The organism is Paenibacillus cucumis (ex Kampfer et al. 2016) (genome assembly GCF_019748695.1).
Classification (GTDB): domain Bacteria; phylum Bacillota; class Bacilli; order Paenibacillales; family Paenibacillaceae; genus Paenibacillus; species Paenibacillus polysaccharolyticus.
Genome location: NZ_JACLIC010000051.1, coordinates 41,986 through 58,707, shown reverse-complemented (window position 1 = coordinate 58,707; position 16,722 = coordinate 41,986). Strand labels below are relative to the sequence as shown.

16 protein-coding genes are annotated in these 16,722 nt (G+C 47.4%); 14 read left to right on the top strand and 2 right to left on the bottom strand.

Annotated features, from left to right (window positions below; translation table 11 throughout):
- Nucleotides 1–74: 74 nt before the first annotated feature.
- Nucleotides 75–1,025 (bottom strand): helix-turn-helix transcriptional regulator, encoded by a 951-nt coding sequence (locus H7T88_RS26970; protein WP_090924566.1) that lies wholly within the window; start codon nucleotides 1,023–1,025, stop codon nucleotides 75–77.
- Between the two features lie 304 nt (nucleotides 1,026–1,329).
- On the opposite strand from H7T88_RS26970, the gene H7T88_RS26965 reads away from it, so the two are divergent.
- The 7 genes from H7T88_RS26965 to H7T88_RS26935 all read left to right on the top strand — a co-directional run bounded on the left by H7T88_RS26965 (nucleotide 1,330) and on the right by H7T88_RS26935 (nucleotide 6,524).
- Nucleotides 1,330–2,028, top strand: coding sequence for a response regulator transcription factor (locus H7T88_RS26965; RefSeq protein ID WP_090924565.1), 699 nt, complete (start codon nucleotides 1,330–1,332; stop codon nucleotides 2,026–2,028).
- On the top strand, nucleotides 2,021–3,127 hold the full coding sequence (locus H7T88_RS26960) for a HAMP domain-containing sensor histidine kinase (protein WP_221791434.1): 1,107 nt from the start codon (nucleotides 2,021–2,023) through the stop codon (nucleotides 3,125–3,127). Before H7T88_RS26965 ends, H7T88_RS26960 begins: the two co-directional genes overlap by 8 nt.
- A 79-nt stretch (nucleotides 3,128–3,206) precedes the next feature.
- Nucleotides 3,207–4,076, top strand: a complete 870-nt coding sequence (locus tag H7T88_RS26955; protein ID WP_221791432.1) for a M15 family metallopeptidase — start codon at nucleotides 3,207–3,209, stop codon at nucleotides 4,074–4,076.
- A 53-nt stretch (nucleotides 4,077–4,129) separates the two neighbouring features.
- Nucleotides 4,130–4,771 (top strand): VanZ family protein, encoded by a 642-nt coding sequence (locus H7T88_RS26950; protein WP_221791430.1) that lies wholly within the window; start codon nucleotides 4,130–4,132, stop codon nucleotides 4,769–4,771.
- A gap of 155 nt (nucleotides 4,772–4,926) precedes the next feature.
- A complete protein-coding gene (locus H7T88_RS26945) occupies nucleotides 4,927–5,121 on the top strand; it encodes a hypothetical protein (RefSeq protein WP_221791428.1) in 195 nt (64 codons plus the stop codon).
- Between the two features lie 668 nt (nucleotides 5,122–5,789).
- Nucleotides 5,790–6,197, top strand: a complete 408-nt coding sequence (locus tag H7T88_RS26940) for a hypothetical protein (RefSeq protein WP_221791425.1) — start codon at nucleotides 5,790–5,792, stop codon at nucleotides 6,195–6,197.
- Nucleotides 6,198–6,209: 12 nt separating this feature from the next.
- Entirely contained in the window at nucleotides 6,210–6,524 is a 315-nt protein-coding gene (locus tag H7T88_RS26935; protein WP_221791423.1) for a hypothetical protein, read from the top strand.
- 194 nt (nucleotides 6,525–6,718) lie between these two features.
- Here H7T88_RS26935 and acnA read toward each other — a convergent pair whose 3' ends face one another.
- Nucleotides 6,719–9,433 (bottom strand): aconitate hydratase AcnA, encoded by a 2,715-nt coding sequence (acnA, locus tag H7T88_RS26930; protein WP_154891911.1) that lies wholly within the window; start codon nucleotides 9,431–9,433, stop codon nucleotides 6,719–6,721.
- A gap of 362 nt (nucleotides 9,434–9,795) precedes the next feature.
- Between acnA and H7T88_RS26925 the strand changes: the two genes are divergently transcribed.
- The 7 genes from H7T88_RS26925 (at nucleotide 9,796) to H7T88_RS26895 (ending at nucleotide 16,530) form a co-directional block, all read left to right on the top strand.
- Nucleotides 9,796–10,794, top strand: a complete 999-nt coding sequence (locus tag H7T88_RS26925; RefSeq protein WP_418792677.1) for an amidase domain-containing protein — start codon at nucleotides 9,796–9,798, stop codon at nucleotides 10,792–10,794.
- A gap of 138 nt (nucleotides 10,795–10,932) precedes the next feature.
- Nucleotides 10,933–12,033, top strand: coding sequence for a D-alanine--D-alanine ligase (locus tag H7T88_RS26920; RefSeq protein WP_154891913.1), 1,101 nt, complete (start codon nucleotides 10,933–10,935; stop codon nucleotides 12,031–12,033).
- 59 nt (nucleotides 12,034–12,092) lie between these two features.
- Nucleotides 12,093–12,416: a hypothetical protein gene (locus tag H7T88_RS26915; protein ID WP_090924555.1), complete on the top strand. Its 324-nt coding sequence runs from the start codon at nucleotides 12,093–12,095 to the stop codon at nucleotides 12,414–12,416.
- A 193-nt stretch (nucleotides 12,417–12,609) separates the two neighbouring features.
- The gene (uvsE, locus tag H7T88_RS26910) at nucleotides 12,610–13,611 is read left to right on the top strand and encodes a UV DNA damage repair endonuclease UvsE (RefSeq protein ID WP_221791421.1); all 1,002 of its coding nucleotides are present in this window, start codon (nucleotides 12,610–12,612) and stop codon (nucleotides 13,609–13,611) included.
- 109 nt (nucleotides 13,612–13,720) lie between these two features.
- Nucleotides 13,721–14,584, top strand: coding sequence for an inositol monophosphatase family protein (locus H7T88_RS26905; protein WP_221791419.1), 864 nt, complete (start codon nucleotides 13,721–13,723; stop codon nucleotides 14,582–14,584).
- Between the two features lie 33 nt (nucleotides 14,585–14,617).
- Nucleotides 14,618–14,935, top strand: coding sequence for a hypothetical protein (locus H7T88_RS26900; RefSeq protein WP_154985757.1), 318 nt, complete (start codon nucleotides 14,618–14,620; stop codon nucleotides 14,933–14,935).
- A 269-nt stretch (nucleotides 14,936–15,204) separates the two neighbouring features.
- The gene (locus H7T88_RS26895) at nucleotides 15,205–16,530 is read left to right on the top strand and encodes an SGNH/GDSL hydrolase family protein (RefSeq protein ID WP_221791417.1); all 1,326 of its coding nucleotides are present in this window, start codon (nucleotides 15,205–15,207) and stop codon (nucleotides 16,528–16,530) included.
- The last annotated feature ends 192 nt before the right edge of the window (nucleotides 16,531–16,722 follow it).

Genomic DNA, 16,722 nt, shown 5'->3' with positions numbered 1-16,722 from the left:
TCCTCCTCGGTTATATGTACAACTTCAACCTGAACATAGTTGAAGTATACGGGGAGGAACTGGACAGCTGTCTGTCAGGTTTGAGCTGAGGTTTTATAATTTTGCACAATCTGCTCTGCCATCCGGCATACATTGTCCCGAATATGCAGAGGTTCCAGCACCTCCACGTCCGCGCCAAAACCGAGAATAAATCCATATAGCCAGTTATCCTCAGGGAAAGCGATCTGGCTGATATAATACCCGTTCCCGTCAGGCAGTACATTCTCAATCCCAAACCATTCTTCCGCGAGATGACGGGCACGGGCATGGAATTTCAGCGTGAGTCCAATGTGATTGTTCGGACGGCTCCATTCCTGCTGCCACGGTCTGTCCTGAAGATTGATGGATTGACGTTCAAAATGTTGTTCGGCAAGCACAACCTCTTTCATGCGAACCAGCTTGAACATACGGAATTCATTCCGTTCATGGCAAAAGGCGTACAGATACCACGCGTGCCTTTTCAGCACAAGGGTGTGTGGATCAACCGTGCGACAGGTCTCTGCACCTTCGGCGCTGCAATAGGCAAAATGAATGCATTGAAGTTGATCGATTCCCTGATCGATGACCTTTAATTTCTGTTGCAGTGCTTCAGGGTGTGTCCACGTTGAATAATCCACGATGAATCGGTGTGTGCTGGCCTGAAAATCTTCATTTTTGGCTTCCGGCACGATACTGCTCAGCTTCTCTACCAATAACTCACGCGCAGTATTCGTATGAGTGGTTGAGATGCTACGCAGCGCCGTGACGATGGAAGCGAGATCCTTGTCGGTTAACAGATTGCGATCCAGCCGGTAACCTTCTGCCAACCCGATGCCACCGCTTGCGCCCTGATAGGTCACCACCGGAATTCCAGCTTGGCCTAATGTGTCGATGTCTCGATAGATTGTACGAATAGACACTTCAAACATGTCTGCCAGGTCTTTGGCCTGTAATCGCCTGCGATTAATGAGCAGTACCACAATGGCTAACAAACGCTCCAGTTTCATAGATATATCTTCCTTTTTTATTAGTGTCTGTATAAGTGGAATATTTCTTTTACACTTGAACGGAGAGGACAGAAAAAACCTGGAGAAGCAAAGCGGTCGCCTTTATCACCGGATTTTCCCTATAGAGAAGGGAATCAAAAAAATCTGGGGATAACAGCGATCGGAGGGTTAGTCTGTCATCGGAGTGGACTGTGTAAAATCTGTTCTGCTTATATAACATTGCTTTCAATTGTTTATCTGGGAGTTATCTGTTAGATTCATAGGTATTATATGCTCAGCATCCCATATAGGAGTGAAATAAGCAATGAAGCGAATTACGATTCTGATTGCGGACGATGAAATAGAGATCGCGGATCTGGTTGCTTTACATTTACAAAAAGAAGGCTATCATACCGTCAAGGCTTCTGACGGACAGTCGGCACTACAGGCCGTTCAGACACACGCCATCGATCTGGCGGTTCTGGACATTATGATGCCGGGTATGGACGGGTATGAGGTGACCCGCAAAATTCGGGAGCAGCATCATTTTCCAATCATTTTCCTGAGTGCGAAAACGTCGGACATGGATAAAATTACAGGACTCGTGATGGGGGCCGATGATTATATGACCAAGCCATTTAATCCGATGGAGCTTGTGGCTCGCGTCAACTCTCAGCTACGGCGTGCTTTGCAGTTCAGTCAGTCCACAGCTACGGCGCAGCGTTCTGTTTTGGAAAAGGGCGGACTTGTTATTGTCCCCGACCAACATAGCGTAACTCTTTACGGTAAACCGCTGGAGTTAACACCGAAGGAATTTGACATTTTAGTGTTACTTGCCAGCAATCCCAAACAGGTATTCAGCACAGAAATCATTTTTGAAAAGGTATGGGGCGAGGCTTATTTCGAGAGCGGTAATACTGTCATGGTACATATTCGAACACTGCGCAAGAAACTCGGAGAAGATGTGAACAAGAACAAGTTCATCAAAACCATCTGGGGTGTGGGGTACACGTTCAATGACTAAACGGAGAAGTTTTCGCACAACGATGATTATGATGCTTGGTCTGAGTATGTTGGCTTCTGGCGTCGTAACATTTATCGTGTATAAGCTGTTACAGATGTACTACGCAGGGGTGAGGCGGGAAGACCCGCTGGCGGAATATCGCAATATGATGAGAAGTATTGGCGATTTATATGTTTTTATGCTGCTCTTTATCCCGCTTGCGATTTTATTTTTCTACTTGTTTACCAGACGCTATGTCACGTATTTCAAAGAGATTTCCGCGGGCATTAATCACTTGGCTAACGGGCATTTTGATCATCAGGTACAGATTGTAGCCAAAGACGAATTGGGTACGATTGCGGAAAGCGTCAATATGGCGAGCCAGAAACTGCGAGAAGCGGTGAAACGAGGGGATTTTGCCGAGAACAGCAAAGACCAGCTCATCGTAAATCTTGCGCATGATCTGCGCACACCGCTGACCTCTGTACTGGGTTATCTGGATTTGCTGATGAAGGATGAGCAGTTGACTGAGGAACAGGCGCGGCATTTCATCGCGATTGCGTTTACCAAGTCCCAGCGGCTTGAGAAGCTAATAGATGATCTGTTTGAGATTACACGAATGAACTACGGCATGTTACCTGTACGTAAAACGCGGCTGGACCTAAGCGAGCTGTTGAAGCAGATGAATGAGGAACTTTATCCTGTTTTTGAAAAAAACAATCTGGTCACCCGTTTACATATCGATAACGATCTTACCGTATCCGGAGATGGGGAGCTACTCGCCCGTGTATTCGAAAATCTGCTAATTAACGCTGCCAGACATGGCAAGGACGGGATGTACGTGGACATCAAAGGATTTCACGATGGAGGTCAAGTTGTCATTCAGGTGACGAACTATGGGGGACATATTCATCCCGATGATCTGCCGCACATCTTCGACATGTATTACACCGGAGATCGGGCACGGACCGTGCAAGAGGGAGGTACGGGGCTTGGACTGTTTATCGCACGTAATATCGTGGAGCAGCATGAAGGTATAATATCGGCTGTAAGTGATGTGGTGCACACGATGTTTGAGGTTCGTCTGCCTGTTTTCCAGCAGGATTCTCATGAAACTTAAGAAAAATTTAAACATTGCCCTGCGTTTTCTTTAAATTGTTTTGTCTATCCTTGAATCATGAGAGGAAGGAGGAACAATCATGAAAAAGTGGGGCTTTCTACTATGCATCATTTTGATTGGATATATCGTAACGCAATCAACGGCAGCTTTACAGCAAAAAGAGGGGGTGCCGATTGTTATTTTGGATACCGATGAGAAATACAGGGGGTACCATGAAGCTACAACTCAAGATATGAAACAGCAAATACATAAAGGCAATCTTGTTTTGGTCAATTCCAAACATCCGATTCACCCGGAGGGTATTCGCTCCGATGTTGTATATGTAGCGGATGAAGAAGATTTGCTTCAGGGTTATGGCATCATGGATCAGACGTTGATGCTGTCCCGTGAGGTCACAGCAAAATTTCAGAAGATGGTTGAGGCTGCGGGTAAAGAGGGAGTGCGCTATTTCCTGATGAGCAGCGGGTACAGAGATTTTGAGAAGCAGGACGAGCTGTATCGGCAAAAGGGTTCAGACTACGCTTTGCCTGCAGGCTACAGCGAGCACAATCTGGGTTTATCCCTGGATATAGGTTCAAGTCTGGCCGCGATGAGCGAAGCTCCTGAGGGGGCATGGCTGGAGAAGAACGCGTGGAGATACGGTTTTATTTTGCGATATCCGAAAGATAAAGTGAACGTGACCGGCATTCAGTATGAACCCTGGCATTTCAGATATGTTGGCATGCCGCATAGTGCGGTAATGTACAAGAACCATATGGTTTTGGAAGAGTATCTGGAGATGTTAAGAGAAAAGAAAGACGTAAGCGTCGATCTGGACGGCGTTACATATGATATCCATTATTATCAGGTGTCGCAGGATGCGAAGATATATCTGCCAGAGAATGATGCCTATGACATCTCCGGTGATAATATGCAAGGAGTTATTGTTACAGTTGAAAAATCGTCTTGATGATGAGTATCAACCTAAGAGGACGGCCTGACGGAGGAGGAGGGAGAGACAGCATGAGACAGAACGAGCCGGACGAGCAGGTTAGGCAACAGGGTCAAAAAAATCACCAAAAAATCAAACTTTTTGATGACAACCAACGTCATAAGAATCATAGTCCCCATCGCAATGGGATCAACCCCAGTCCGCTTCGAATCGTCTGGATTGCCCTATTCGTGGTCTACCTCTATATGCTAACCAAGCTGATTTTATTTAAAGGAGGGCCCATGGATGTAGGGCTGGTATGGGACAGACTGATGGCGTTACTGCGTCAACCAGATCTGATTCATACACGAACTGTAAATCTGACGCCATTTCAGGAGATCAAACGAGACTGGCATAGTCTCTCCGTTCATCACCGATCAGGAACAGCCATTCACTTGGTGGGTAATATTCTTGCATTTGTACCGTTTGGTGTATGGATTACGGGTCTGGTACGCCATTCTTTTTTCGCCGGGATTCATGTGCTGTTCCTATCCTTTTTACTTAGCCTGGGGTATGAAGTGACACAGTTGCTGACGGGGATGGGCATCTTTGATGTGGATGATCTTATGCTGAATACACTTGGTGGAATGATCGGATATGTGTTGTATATCGTGTTACTGGTATTGAACAGGCTATTCACTGGAGGAAGATCGAGAGTAGTGGTGAATAATTAGGCGACTGGCGATGAAATCACAGGAGAGTAACTGTGAGAATCGCGATGTAAATCACTGGGAGAGTAATTAAGCGAAAGAGTGATCGTGATAACTGTGGGAGAGAGGCCCATGTTTCGTGGCCTGCCTAAGGAGGGATTACACTGATTATTATCGCTGTGCTGTTGATTAGTGCAGGGTTTATGTTTCTGGTATATCCGCAGAGTACAACAGGTGCCACAGATCAGCAAATCAAGGATCGTCGTTTTCTAGCGAGGTGGATAGGAGTAACTTTGATCGTCATGTCGTGTTTATTTCTGATGATGGGAACCATGCAACTGTTCGATCAATCCTCACATTATATCGGGCATTAAGCAAATCTCCCTATGAACGCACAGCTTGTAGCGATGCGTGAGAGGGAGTTTTTTTATAAAGACACGAAGGTGGCGGGGATTTTTAAAAACCCTGGAAACTCGAAAACCCAAAACCAAAACCCAAAACCCAAAACCCAAAACCCAAAACCCAAAAAACCTAACCCTATAGTTATCAATGTTCTGTCTCTCTCGTAGCGCTAACGATCATAACAGAGCTTATTTGGCTGATTTAGCCAGCTTATAACTTCTAACGATCACCAGAAACGCTATTTTCTCAATTTTAGCTGAAATCGGGATAAATCGGGGAGGATTTACTTCAATAGCGTTCCTACGGATCGTTAGAATTTCACAAGGCCTATTTGGCGCCCAATAAGGCTTCTCATGATCGTTAGAGTCATTAGCATTTCGGCTGCCGGTCTCCTTGGTATCGATTTTTTAACTTCAGAACCTTTCCATGCGACGTATACAATTTTGCTTTGTTCGCAACGGGGATTTTTACCTGAAAGTTACATTCTAGAGTATTGATTTGATTCGTTTTAAGCGGAGCTTTTTGTGATACTTCTTCAACGTTTAGTTGCAAGACACAATGAGATGCTCATTTCTTATCTTAAAGAAAAGCCGATTCACCTATTACCTGTTTGCTCACTATACTTGGAGGAGGGCTCGCTTTGATTGTGTTAGCTAAACAGCTTGCCGGAAGAATGAGAGCGCTGATCGCTATCGAAAGTGAGATCGCAGACGCAACACATAGACAAGAAGAGGAACAGGCCATACGAGCGTTGGAAAAGGAGAGATCCACACAGATTCGTAGTTTCATGCGTGATGAATTATTGGTCATTAAAACGGTTATGAATATTGGCCGATGCGAAAGAGGTTATCGTTATTATGCCAACTCAGAGAACACAGATTATTATGAGATCATTCACCTGCCTATTGAGTTGAACAAGCATGAGTTGATGCAGAAGTATTCATATTATCTGGTACATAAAACAGAACATGAGCTTGCAGATAGAATGGAGTATTATACGGCTGTTTCTGAACAACTGAAGGAAGGTATGGCTATTTTGAAACTCTAGGAGGCAGATCGGATGATTATGAAAATTTCGTATTACACCCCTGACGGTTTCTATTATTATGTCCCTGACCAGCATGCAGAGCAGATCGAAGCGTGGAGAAATGAATTTTCTGATTTTCTGCAAAGCATTGAAGGTAAACATCCATTCACTCAATATATGGAATCGATTAATTTCGATGATGAACTGGAATATGGGGTGTTTATTCGCAGTTACGGCGGGGATGATTTTATGGATTGGATCAACGTCGAAAAGTTGAAAAGCAGGGGAATCTATCGTATACCTGAACCGCTGGATGATTCAGAGGTGGGAATCAGGATCGATTTTTGATTAGCTTGCCGCAGGGAAGCATCAACAGCAAAGTGAAAATGATTAAGTCAAGGTGAAAAGAACTAAAGCAAAGCAACATATTAAATTCAAGGTCATCCACGAATCTCAAAATCAAAAGCCCCGCTTCATCGTGCAGGCTGCACAATGAAGCGGGGCTTTGCTATTTCATTTTATCCCATGAAAGATTAAGGGGATTACGCTTTTTTCATCATTTGACGCAGTACCGTTTGCAGGATACCACCGTTGTGATAGTAATCCACATCAACCATGCTGTCCAGACGAGCGATAACAGGGAAGTCGAACTGTGTACCGTCTTCACGAGTTACGGTTACTTTCAATTCTTGACCTGGTTTCACATCGTTGCTCAGACCCGTGATGTCAAACGTCTCACGTCCGTTCAGGCCGAGGCTGGACCAGCCGTGACCTTCCTGGAATTGCAATGGCATAACGCCCATACCTACCAAGTTACTGCGGTGGATACGCTCGAAACTTTCTGCGATAACGGCTTTGACGCCGAGCAAGAACGTTCCTTTGGCTGCCCAGTCACGGGAGCTTCCTGTACCATATTCTTTACCTGCGATAACGATCAGGTTCTGTCCTTCATCCTGATACTTCATGGAAGCATCGTAGATGGACATTTCTTCGTCTGTTGGCAAGTATTTCGTAATACCACCCTCAGTCCCTGGAGCTACCTGGTTACGAATACGGATGTTGGCAAATGTACCACGCATCATGACTTCATGGTTACCACGGCGTGAACCGTAGGAGTTGAAGTCTTTGCGCTCTACGCCATGCTCTTTCAGATACAATCCAGCTGGACTGGACGGAGCAATGTTACCTGCTGGTGAAATATGGTCCGTTGTTACGGAGTCACCCAGCAATGCCATTACACGTGCAGCGCGGATATCGGAGATATCGTTCAGCTTGTCACCAAGCTCTTGGAAGAATGGCGGGTTCTGGATATAAGTGGAGTTCGGGTCCCACTCGTACAGTTCGCCTTCCGGTACAGCAATTTGGTTCCAACGCTCATTGGCAGTAAATACGTTCTCGTACTTGTTGCGGAACATCTGTGCATTCAGGGAGCTTGCAATCGCATCCTTGATCTCTTCGGAGCTAGGCCAGATGTCTTTCAGGAATACAGGTTGATTATTTTGGTCGTGACCGATTGGATCGGTTTCGAAGTCGATGTCGACTGTACCTGCCAGTGCGTAAGCAACAACCAGCGGTGGAGAAGCCAAGTAGTTCGCTTTTACTTGTGCGTGTACACGGCCTTCGAAGTTACGGTTACCGGACAATACAGCCGCTACAGTCATATCGTTGGCAGAGATCGCTTCGCTCACTTCATCCGGCAGTGGACCGGAGTTACCGATACATGTTGCACAGCCGTAACCGGCTACGTTGAATCCGAGTTGGTCGAGATAAGGGATCAGACCTGCTTTTTCCAGATACTCGGTAACGACGAGGGAACCTGGAGTCAAGCTGCTTTTCACATATCCTGGTTTAGTGAGACCAAGTTCAACCGCTTTTTTTGCGAGCAAACCAGCACCGACCATAACGCTAGGGTTGGATGTATTCGTACAGCTTGTGATCGCCGCGATGACTACAGCTCCAGCTTTCATCTCAGTAGTGGAACCGTCAGGGTGCTTCACAGGCACTTTTTGTTCAATCTTCTCATCGCTCAGTCCATATCCGCCTTTGTCGACAGGAGTACGGATGATGCTGTTGAAGCTTTCTTTCATTTGTGTCAGCTCGATACGGTCTTGTGGACGTTTTGGTCCTGCAAGACTTGGTACAACGGAGCCGAGATCCAGTTCAATTACATCCGTGAATTCCGGATCAACAGTGCTGGAAGTACGGAACATGCCTTGAGCTTTGTAATAAGCTTCAACCAGTTCTACTTGCTCGTCGGAACGTCCAGTGCTGCGCAGGTAGTTCAACGTTTCGCTGTCTACCGGGAAGAAACCGATCGTTGCGCCGTATTCCGGTGCCATGTTGGCAACTGTTGCACGGTCAGCAAGGCCAATGTTGGCAAGCCCTGGTCCGTAGAACTCAACGAATTTGCCGACAACGCCTTTTTTACGAAGCATTTGAGTAACGGTGAGCGCGAGGTCAGTTGCTGTTGCGCCTTCGCTCAGGCTACCTGTCAATTTGAAACCGATAACGTCTGGTGTTACAAAATAAAGCGGTTGGCCAAGCATACCTGCTTCGGCCTCGATACCACCTACACCCCAGCCGACAACGCCGAGACCGTTGATCATAGTGGTGTGGGAGTCTGTACCCACGAGGGAATCCGGGAATACAACCGTTTCGCCATCAACTGTTTTGGTTGCAGCCACGGAAGCAAGATACTCCAGGTTAACCTGGTGAACGATCCCTGTGGATGGTGGAACAGCACGGAAATTGTTGAATGCCGTTTGTGCCCAACGAAGGAAGCGATAACGTTCTTCGTTACGCTCGAATTCAACTTTGATGTTGTAATCAAGTGCATCACTGGTTCCGAAAGCATCAACCATAACGGAGTGGTCAATAACGAGATCAACGGGAACGAGCGGGTTGATCTGTTTTGGATCTCCGCCTGCTTTTTTCACGGTGTCACGCATTGCTGCAAGGTCAACAACAACCGGTACACCCGTGAAATCCTGCAATACGATCCGCGCAGGGATAAACGGAATTTCCTTATTATTATCACGGCCTTCAGCCCAGCCAGTCAGTTGTTTAACGTGTTCTTCGGTGATAGCACGTCCGTCGTATTGACGAATCGCTGCTTCAAGCAGAACTTTAATCGAGAAGGGAAGCTTGGAAAGGTCGCCGTGGCCGCCTTCCTGAAGAGCGTCAAGACTGTAGTAGCGGTAAGACTTGCCTCCAACCTCAAGCGTACGAGCGGCGGAGAAATGGTTCTTGGCTGACATACATGTACCTCCTTAAAATGTGTCGGTGAGATGAAGAAAACGTTCATTTCTAAATGAAGAACAGGCCTTCACCGTTCCGTGTTCTTGTTCAGTGGTTTCATCAGATGAAACATAATTTCAAAATCATAACTTTAGTTCTAAGTATACCGTTTTCACATCCGTACGTAAAGGGCTTTTTGCCTGTTCAAGCAAGCGTTTGAAAGGATGAAGGCGTTTTCTACATTCTGGCATGAGCGTGGATGATTTTGATCTTTTCAGGTCACAGATTTAGCTGCGTTATTTGAGCTGTGCACATACAACCGAGGTTCCTTTCATATGAATAATAGGAGCAGACTGAACTCATGCCAAAGGGGGACACAAGCTTGGAACGCGAATGGAAGAGTGCCTTATATACGTACGTCAACCAGTACAATCGCTGTGAGATCGATTACCGTCCACAGACGAGTGAACGGATCGTAACCGATCCCGAATTTGTGGTGGAACGGGGAGAACGCATGGCAAGGCTGGATGAATGGTATCGCAAACGGCGCGCCGTACCTCTTCGCAGCGAGACCAGCGCCAAGCTTGTGCGTACACTCATTGATGGATCTGAAGAAGCGGTGGTGGAAGTGCAACTGTACAGCAGGTTGTTCTATGAGAAGAGTGGCATCACCCACCGGGAAGATCGGATCGAACGGGAGCGATTAACCTTTTTGCGCGAAAATGGGCATTGGAGTATAGCGCGTGTGGAACGAGAAGTGCCGGAGCGCCGTCCAGCGGGAGAAGGGCGTCCGTATCAACAAGCTGATTTTGTACAGGCGGTGAATCGGCCGCTTCTGAATCGGGAAGTATTGGGTCAAGGCAGAAGTGCCAAAAGGCATATATATCGTCGGGATCTGGCTGTGGCCTACGCAGATCGATGGTGGAATGCGGGTAATCCGGCGTATGAAGAATTCGATGTGGACTGCACGAATTATGTGTCCCAGTGTCTCTTTGCAGGGGAAGCACCCATCCACTATACTGGTAGAAGAGAAGCGGGCTGGTGGTATAAAGGGTATGTAAACGGCGTGGAAATGTGGAGTTACAGCTGGGCTGTATCCAACAGCTTGGCAAGATATCTATCGGGTAGCAGCTGGGGGCTGACGGCCACCGAGGTGGATCGTCCTGAGCAGCTTATGCTCGGAGATGTCATTTTCTATGATTGGGACGGCGATGGAAGGTTCCAGCACAGCACGGTTGTTACCGCTTTTGACGCGGGGGGAATGCCGCTGGTGAACGCACATACGGTGAGCAGTCGCCATCGTTACTGGGATTACCGGGATTCCTATGCCTGGACGGAGCAGACGGTATACCGGCTTTTTCATATCGCGGACGAATTTTAACAGGGAAAGATTTGCGAGATTCGGTGACGCAGACAGCCCGTTCCGTGTAAAATAAGAACAGAGACCGGAAGCAGCAGGACAATAGCCTGTAACGGCTGCGCAGATAGCATCACGTACAGATATAATCGGAGGTTACGCATGAGTATGGATAAATTAAAAGTAGGCGTCGTATATGGCGGGAAATCAGGTGAGCACGAGGTATCGCTGCAAACGGCGTTTGCTGTAACAAATGCATTTGATTACGAGAAGTATGAACTGGTTCCTTTTTATATCTCCAAGCAGGGGACATGGAAAAAAGGAGCCGTGATGAATGCACCTTTTGCACGTATTGAAGATCTTAAACTGGAAAACTTTGCGGGCGGCACACAGGACGCACTGAACGCATTATTCGCACGATTGTACGGTGGAGCGGAGGCGCTGGACATTATGTTCCCGTTGCTTCACGGCACGTTTGGTGAAGATGGCACGATCCAGGGTATGTTCGAGATGGCGGATATGCCGTATGTTGGCGCAGGGGTGCTAGCTTCGGCAGGCGGCATGGACAAAGTAGTTATGAAAAAACTGTTCGCTCAAGCCGGGATTGACCAGTGTGCATTCACGTATTTTAACGCGACACAATGGAAACAGACGGAACACGAAATGATCGTACAGGTCGAAGACCAGCTGGGCTACCCGTGTTTCATCAAACCGGCTAACCTTGGCTCTAGTGTAGGTATTTCCAAAGCGCGTAACCGCGATGAACTGAAAACAGCGATTGAGTTTGCACTCCGGTATGATACCAAAGTAGTCATTGAGGAATTTGTGGAAGCACGTGAGGTTGAAGTTAGTGTGCTCGGAAATGATGAACCGATGGCTTCGGTTCCAGGCGAGATAGTATCCTCTGGTGAGTATTACGATTATGCAGCCAAATACATCGATGGCCAGTCCCAGATGCTGATTCCTGCACCGCTCGACCCTGAGGCAGCAGATCGCATTCGTGAAGCGGCTTTGCAGGCGTTCCGTGCCATTGAGGGTAACGGCATCTCTCGCGCAGATTTCTTCATTCGCAAGTCGGATGGAGCGCTACTGATTAACGAAGTGAACACGATGCCTGGCTTCACCCCGTACAGCATGTACCCGCTCTTGTGGCGCGAGACAGGTGTGTCATATGCTGAATTGCTGGATCGCATGATCGAACTGGGACTGGAGCGGTATAACCGCAAACAGGCACTGAATTACGAAAACGGCGTTCAGGCATAGCCTGGACGATCCGCTATCCAAGCTAGATTTCCACTATCAGGAGATTGGGAGGAATGTGCATGGGATTTCAGACAGAGTTTAATTCCGTATGTAAATTCAAGAGCGAACAAGAGTTATTTGAACTGCTGGAATACGGCCGCGGCAAAATGGTCAAACAAGGCTTCCGGGTGTTCCCGACCGGGCAGAAGGTCATTGCTTACACCCCGGATAATGTCGCCGTGGCTATTGTGAAAATTGTGGCTTCCATTGCGGAAATCAATTTTCAGAACCAAGAAGTAACGGAAGTAGAGATGCAGCTTATTCGCAAGCTGACCGAGGAAGAATCACGCATCCAGACGGCGCTTGCCGATGAGATGTTCTTTGGGGAACAGGCTGAGGGTTAGAGTCTACCGTTGGGTACAATCGTAGAGCCTTATAGGGTTTATCTCCTGTAAGAGAGCGATCGGCCGGATTTGCAATCACGGGATTACGCTCCCCTGTTTAGGGTAAAACTTGGTTATATACCATGTCGGCTTAGCTTCGCGGCTGTCTTCAGTCGTGCAAGTCTGTCCGTCCTAAACAGAGAGGAAGAAATTCATGCTTGTACGTTTCGGTTACGTGGCGATGTCGGTGCTGGTGGAGAATGCTTCGCCTTCCAAGACGATGACAATGGCCAGTTTTAATAAAATTGATGACAGGGAAGCGGCCATTCGCAAGCTGGAACGCATTGCAGCCGAGAACCTGCACAATACCTTACGTTTACTTCGGCATAATAAAGGTAGCCATATTCATGTATATCGCTTTTCTTCGAAATTAATTCCACTGGCTACCCATGAAGATTTGAGTGACTGGGACCCGTTTCCGGCACTGAAACCGGATTTCGAAGCCATTGGCGACTTCGTGAAGGAAAATCAGATGCGCGTATCCTTTCATCCAGATCATTTTACCGTACTAAGCACCCCTCGCGAAGAGGTGTTGCGTAACTCGATGAAGGATCTTCGTCATCATGTCCGAATGCTGGATGCCATGGGCCTCAATGCGACAGCGAAGAATAATATTCATATTGGTGGTGCATACGGGGACAAGCCTTCAGCTGCACGGCGTTTTGAAGAAAATTTCCTGAAGCTGGATCGGGATATTCAGGAGCGACTGACGCTTGAAAATGATGATAAAACGTTCAATTCACCTGAGACACTCGCGGTATGTCAGAACATTGGGTTACCGATGGTGCTGGATATTCATCACCAGTGGGTGAATAACGAAGGCGAGCAGCCATGGGAGCTGTGGCCGGATATTTTAAAAACCTGGCAATCACCGCTTGCCCAGGCCGATGCACCTCCAAACCAGCCATTAGTCCCCAAAATCCATGTATCCAGCCCGAAGAGCGAAAAGGACCCTCGTGGTCATGCGGATGGAGTGGAGGTTGAGCCCATACTTGATTTTCTGCGCCATATTGCAGCGGATACACCGGCCCTTGATGTCATGATCGAGGCGAAGCGCAAGGATGAAGCCCTGGTGCAGCTGATGCAGAAACTGGCCTTTTATCAGGATGAAGGTGTTGAATGGGTGGACGAGTCCACGGTACGAATTCATCCGTGAAGCCAAAAGGGGCTTGGACAGCAAGAAACTTTACGAATGCTCAGACGTATACTTCTAACAAGTATTTTTAACTTTTTCGTAGATTGATATAGAAAGTAGAGTGAACGCTTTGAGTGAAAAGGAAAAGGTACCTTATGTCGTGACAAGCAAAAGCTATACTGCCGTTGCCATTAATGCTGCGTCCAAGGCGGGCGAGTGGATCAAGAGCCGTCTGGGTACGGTAAGTGAACTCGGAACGAAGTATTCTCCTCAAGATCTGGTGACCGAAGTGGATAAAGGGGCAGAGCAGATGATTCGACGCCTGATTCTGACCCATTTTCCAGACCACGCCATTCTGGGGGAAGAGGGAGTTGAACCGGGGCCGGAAGCTTCAGCAAGAGCGCTGAAAGAGGCAGCAGAGGAAGAGTACCTCTGGATTGTTGATCCGGTGGATGGAACGACGAACTTTGTGCACGGATTCCCATTCTATTCAGTTTCCATTGCGCTTGCACATAAGGGCGAAGTAATTGTGGGTGTCATCTACGATCCTTCCCGTGACGAATTATTTGTTGCAGAAAAAGGAAAAGGAGCCTATGTGCACGGAAACCGGATGACGGTATCGGGTGAAGAAACATTGGCACAGAGCCTTGTGGCAGTAGGCTTCCCGGCAGATACAACATTTGCGTTGCCACTGAATATGGCCGCTGTTCAGGCCCTTGCTCCGCAGGTGCGCAATCTGCGCGCAGGCGGTTCGGCTGCCATTCATCTGGCTTATGTCGCTGCTGGTCGTCTGAGTGCTTATACGGAAGTGGGGCTCAAGCCGTGGGATATCGCGGCAGGTGCATTGCTGGTTGCGGAATCTGGCGGCAAGGTGACAGATACAATCGGAACACCATATACGCTAGCCGTGAATCATATCGTTGCCAGCAATGGCAAGATTCATGAGGCATTGACGGATGTACTTAAAAAAGCCAAGGCCACCGGACTGGAGTAAACACATACCACTTTATTATAGGAGCGAATAACGATGGATGAATCCAAAGAACTGGAACGACGGCTTAGCGACATGCTGACGGAAGGAGATATGGAAGCGTCTGGTGATGCTGAAGAGCAAGAACGTCAGCTCATTCCTCCGAAGTACGAGGTGCGTATTCAGACAGAACGAGATCCGATTGTGGAGGAAACGTTAAAGTTTCGTACGATGGCTCGTGAACTGGATGATCGATATGACCGGTATTTGGATCGTGCTGCCGGACAGAAATCGAAGGCGGACGGCGGACTGAAGCCAGGTCAGCGTGCGGATCGAGAGCAAGTTAGAAATTCAGGATCGGATAGCGAAGCGTAACATACAGGAAACATATGACCATTAATGGACATACCATCATAAGGATATACATTCTCAATAGGATTGCTCTCATACGATAGAGACGGATTCTAACAATAATAGACTTCCCGGCATAGGGAAGTCTATTATTTTGCGCGCACATTTAGGCAAGAGGACAAAGCTATATTTGTAGTGATAGAATAGAGGTACACAAGCATATGTCATCGGAATGAATGGTGTACTATATAATCGTGTAAATGCTGGATTTAACTAAAGGAGTGTTCACAAGAATGAAGCGTAAACGTATTTGGAAAAACACCGCCGCAGGGCTGAGTGCCAGCATGCTGGCAGGTATGCTGCTACTTACACCGTCCACATTACCGGCACATGCTGCTGACGCCAAAACGGGCATATTACCTGTGGCTTCAAATGAAGCATCGCTTACGGCAACTAAGAAAGATGCTACTGCGGTAACCAAAGAGTTCCGGATCGTCACATTGGGTGACTCCATTACTGTAGGATATGAGCCAAAGATGACCACATTGCCTTACGGTTACGTTGAGCGTTTGCAAGAACAAGGCTTGCTCCATGGGCGTACACAAGTAGATAACTTCGGCATCGCTGGACTTAAAACGAGCGGTTTGAAGAACTTCACCGATGCGATCAAGGAAGGCAAGACGCTGACTTCTGAAGCCATTCAACCGAGTCTGCCTGATCCAAGAGCAGGACAGATCGGAGCTAATACGGCTGCGATCCGTGAAAGCATTGCACAGGCTAATCTCGTTGCGATGACGATTGGCGGCAATGATGTTTCGGAGCTCCTTGGTACAGCGACTACGATGAGCGACCAAGAGCTGCAAGAGAAAGTGAAAGAGCTGCTATCAACGTATACAACCAATGTTACTGCTATTATTAATGATATTCATGAGATTAATCCATCTGCCCGGATTGTTATTGCTGACCAGTATCAGCCGATGCCAGAAGTAGCGGGCAAAGAGCTGTATGCCAAGCTGATGCAGGCTTCCCAGGGATTCACACAAACGATTGACGGCATTGCTGCTCAGTTCACAGCTCAAGGTGCTGATGTGAAAGTAGCTCATGTAGCCAAAGATTTTGTGGGCGGTGAAGGCACGATGACACATATGATCAAAAATCGTGATTTCCACCCGAATCAGCTTGGATATGCTGCTATTGCTGAAGAGTTTGCGAAAACAATCTGGGGTGACTTCACGAAACTGACCGCGCCAGATGCAGGCCAGCCGATGAACATCATCGTAAGTGGCAAGATGTTGAACACACCGTATAAACCGGTTATTCGTAACGGCAAAAACTTCGTCGCGATCCAGGATATCGTGAATGCGGTGGGTGCCAAAACCGTTTGGGATAACAAAACGTCAACGGCAACCATTACCTACGGTGACCGCACAGTAGCTGTGAAGATCGGAGCGAATGCCGTGAAAGTGAACGGCGCATCCGTTGCAGTGGACACTCCGGCCTTACTGAACAAAGTAGGCAAAGAAGCCAAAACGTATGTACCTGTGGCTATGGTAGCCGAAGGTCTGGGCTTTGATGTGCAGTATATCGCGAAGCTCAAAACGGTATTTGTAAATCCATAAAGTTTTTAATAGGGTTAAAAGTGATAAGGTGAACTCGTAAGGAGTGAACTTTATTCCAAAGATATCATTAGTGGCGAGGAGGGACTTGTTCCTGACTCGTCATTTTTTTGTTTTTGTGCTATACCTAACATTGCTCTCCTGAGTAACGCAACTCTCCTGGCATTATAATTCACTCACACGCTAACCAACGTT

What these genes read in the sequence shown, in the direction of transcription:
- H7T88_RS26970 (WP_090924566.1), bottom strand. Translation starts at nt 1,025, where the DNA reads ATGAAACTGGAGCGTTTGTTAGCCATTGTGGTACTGCTCATTAATCGC.
- H7T88_RS26965 (WP_090924565.1), top strand. Translation starts at nt 1,330, where the DNA reads ATGAAGCGAATTACGATTCTGATTGCGGACGATGAAATAGAGATCGCG.
- H7T88_RS26960 (WP_221791434.1), top strand. Translation starts at nt 2,021, where the DNA reads ATGACTAAACGGAGAAGTTTTCGCACAACGATGATTATGATGCTTGGT.
- H7T88_RS26955 (WP_221791432.1), top strand. Translation starts at nt 3,207, where the DNA reads ATGAAAAAGTGGGGCTTTCTACTATGCATCATTTTGATTGGATATATC.
- H7T88_RS26950 (WP_221791430.1), top strand. Translation starts at nt 4,130, where the DNA reads ATGAGACAGAACGAGCCGGACGAGCAGGTTAGGCAACAGGGTCAAAAA.
- H7T88_RS26935 (WP_221791423.1), top strand. Translation starts at nt 6,210, where the DNA reads ATGATTATGAAAATTTCGTATTACACCCCTGACGGTTTCTATTATTAT.
- acnA (WP_154891911.1), bottom strand. Translation starts at nt 9,433, where the DNA reads ATGTCAGCCAAGAACCATTTCTCCGCCGCTCGTACGCTTGAGGTTGGA.
- H7T88_RS26920 (WP_154891913.1), top strand. Translation starts at nt 10,933, where the DNA reads ATGAGTATGGATAAATTAAAAGTAGGCGTCGTATATGGCGGGAAATCA.
- H7T88_RS26915 (WP_090924555.1), top strand. Translation starts at nt 12,093, where the DNA reads ATGGGATTTCAGACAGAGTTTAATTCCGTATGTAAATTCAAGAGCGAA.
- uvsE (WP_221791421.1), top strand. Translation starts at nt 12,610, where the DNA reads ATGCTTGTACGTTTCGGTTACGTGGCGATGTCGGTGCTGGTGGAGAAT.
- H7T88_RS26900 (WP_154985757.1), top strand. Translation starts at nt 14,618, where the DNA reads ATGGATGAATCCAAAGAACTGGAACGACGGCTTAGCGACATGCTGACG.
- H7T88_RS26895 (WP_221791417.1), top strand. Translation starts at nt 15,205, where the DNA reads ATGAAGCGTAAACGTATTTGGAAAAACACCGCCGCAGGGCTGAGTGCC.